The organism is Bacillus cereus group sp. N31, from assembly GCF_016483245.1.
Lineage (GTDB): Bacteria > Bacillota > Bacilli > Bacillales > Bacillaceae_G > Bacillus_A > Bacillus_A toyonensis.
In genome coordinates this window covers 1-260 of record NZ_JAEHCH010000107.1, presented here as the reverse complement: position 1 = coordinate 260, position 260 = coordinate 1, and the positions used below count along the sequence as shown (strand labels likewise).

The following is a 260-nucleotide window of genomic DNA, read 5'->3' as shown; positions in this document are numbered from 1 at the left end:
ACAGCCCCAGTAGCCCCCGTGTTACCTTGAATACCTTGAGGTCCAGTGGCACCAGTAGCACCTGTGTTACCTTGAACGCCTTGAGGTCCGGTAGCACCAGTAGCACCCGTGGCACCGGTAGCACCTGTGTTACCTTGAACGCCTTGAGGTCCAGTAGCGCCAGTGGCACCGGTAGCACCAGTAGCACCTGTGTTACCTTGAGCACCTGGAGGTCCCGTAGCGCCCGTGGCACCGGTAGCACCGGTGTGACCTGGAGCGCC

Annotated in this window: 1 pseudogene; it reads right to left on the bottom strand. The window is 61.2% G+C overall.

Annotation, left to right across the window (positions count from 1 at the left end):
- Positions 1-260, bottom strand: a pseudogene (locus JDS81_RS29995) (Gly-Xaa-Xaa repeat protein); the annotation flags it as partial.